This is a genomic window from Vulcanisaeta sp. EB80 (assembly GCF_002078205.2).
Genome location: NZ_LCWN02000149.1, coordinates 1 through 1,697 on the forward strand (window position 1 = coordinate 1; position 1,697 = coordinate 1,697).

Sequence of the window (1,697 nt, forward strand, 5' to 3'; positions counted from 1 at the left end):
CCTTCGCCAAGTCGACGGGGTGGGTGAAGTATATCTTCACCGCCTCGTACTCGCCGGCCAGCGCCGCCTTAACCACGGCGGCGGAGCAGACGCCGTCGGCATCGCCGTGGGCCAACACCGTCAAGACACGCGCCATGTATTACTAACCGCCATGTTATATATCATAGAGGCTGAAAGCCCCGAAAGGGACGCCGTGAGGCCAGCCAGTTCCCATTGACATATACCAAGTTTTTACGACCGAAAGCCCCTCCCCTTAGGGCGTGAGGAGGTCAGATAGTATAATACGCGTCATCATAGTGCCGGTCTGTTCCGCGTCTCGGATTCCGCGCTCTAACTTAGAAAGGCGCTGGAGGGCTAGGTCTCTCTGGAGCCAAAAGCTTAATTTAACGCCAACGTTGAAAGACGTGAAGAGAATAGCGGTCGAAATCGCGCCCGGCGTGGAGACGGAGTTTACGGACAGAGACCGCGCCCTCGCCCAGGTGGTGGAGTGGGCTGAAAAGAGCACTAGGTTTCCTGTTGTGATCTTCGGCCCGGAGGGCTGCGGCAAGACCGCCTTCCTGCGGCAGGCCGCCTCTGGGCTGAGGGAGCTGGGGTACGACGTCTTCTACCTCCACCCCCTCGACCGGGCCTTCTCGGCCGAGGTGGACGACCCAGACGTCAAGAGGCTCTTCCTAGACCTAGTGCGCAAGACTCTGGAGGACGGGAGGTGGGGCCGTCTCGCCATGGCCGTCTTCGACTTGGTGAGGGAGATCCTTAAGAAGAGGAGGAGGAAGGTCGCCATAATTGCCGACGACGTGTTCCAAGCAATAGGGCTGGATAAGGCCGCCGCCTACGTGAAGGGGCTGCTAAACACGATTGAGCACCCTGTGTATAAATACGAAGGCATTGTGGTGTTGGTCGCCACCAGCGAGGGCATCAGCAGACGCGAGATCGGGAGGCATTTCTGGGCCGAGCTACGGCCCATGTGGAACATGCCGAGGGAGGGCCTTCAACAGCTGTACGAGAAGCTGCCTGGAGCAAAGCCCCCCTTCGAGGACGTCTGGCGTTGGACAGGCGGCAACCCGAGGATGCTGGGTCTGCTTTACGAGAATAGGTGGGATTTCGGCAAGGCAGTTAAGGAGATTGTTGCGAAGAAGGACCTTACGGCGGATTTCATCCGGCGTTGGGGGAAATGGCTCGTCGAGGCTGTGGAGGATCCCGACGCGCTTTGGGGCCGCGGCGCGCCGGAGGAGCTGATAAGGGAGCTTGAGGCGAGGAACCTCATCCTCTATAACATATATTACAGGGAGCCCCAGTTCTGGGTTGACAGCCCGCCGCCTGAGAAGGATCCGGAGTTGGGCGTCGGCAGATACGTGGCGTGGCATACTCCGCTTCACAGAGAGGCCGCGAGGAGGGCGCTTAAAGAGGGTGGTTAAGTTAGGGATGGGTGCTACTTGAGGCTGAGGCGTTGTCTTAGGGCCTCTGCGAATTCGGCGGTGCGTTGCGCGAGCTCTTTGACGTCTTCTTCGACCTGTTGTGGTGTGGAGTATTTGCTGAGGACGCCGCTTTCGTCTAGGCCGTTGTACTGGACCTCGTGTAGGTTGAGGGCGAGGGCGGTGAGGAGGACGACCTCGTCGCCGTAGGATTGCCGCAGGGCGCGGGCCACCTCCCACATCCTGCCCGTGGGCATGAGGGCGATCAGCCAGTCGGCCAGCTCC

General features: G+C 60.0%; 2 protein-coding genes. One reads left to right on the forward strand and one right to left on the reverse strand.

The window, feature by feature from the left end; genetic code table 11:
• The first annotated feature begins 404 nt into the window (after window positions 1-404).
• Entirely contained in the window at window positions 405-1,415 is a 1,011-nt protein-coding gene (locus B7L70_RS12735) for an ATP-binding protein (protein WP_081228481.1), read from the forward strand.
• Window positions 1,416-1,429: 14 nt separating this feature from the next.
• Here the strand turns inward: B7L70_RS12735 and B7L70_RS12740 are convergent.
• Window positions 1,430-1,697 (reverse strand): PaREP1 family protein (locus B7L70_RS12740; RefSeq protein WP_304440749.1); only part of this gene is annotated, 268 nt, incomplete at its 5' end.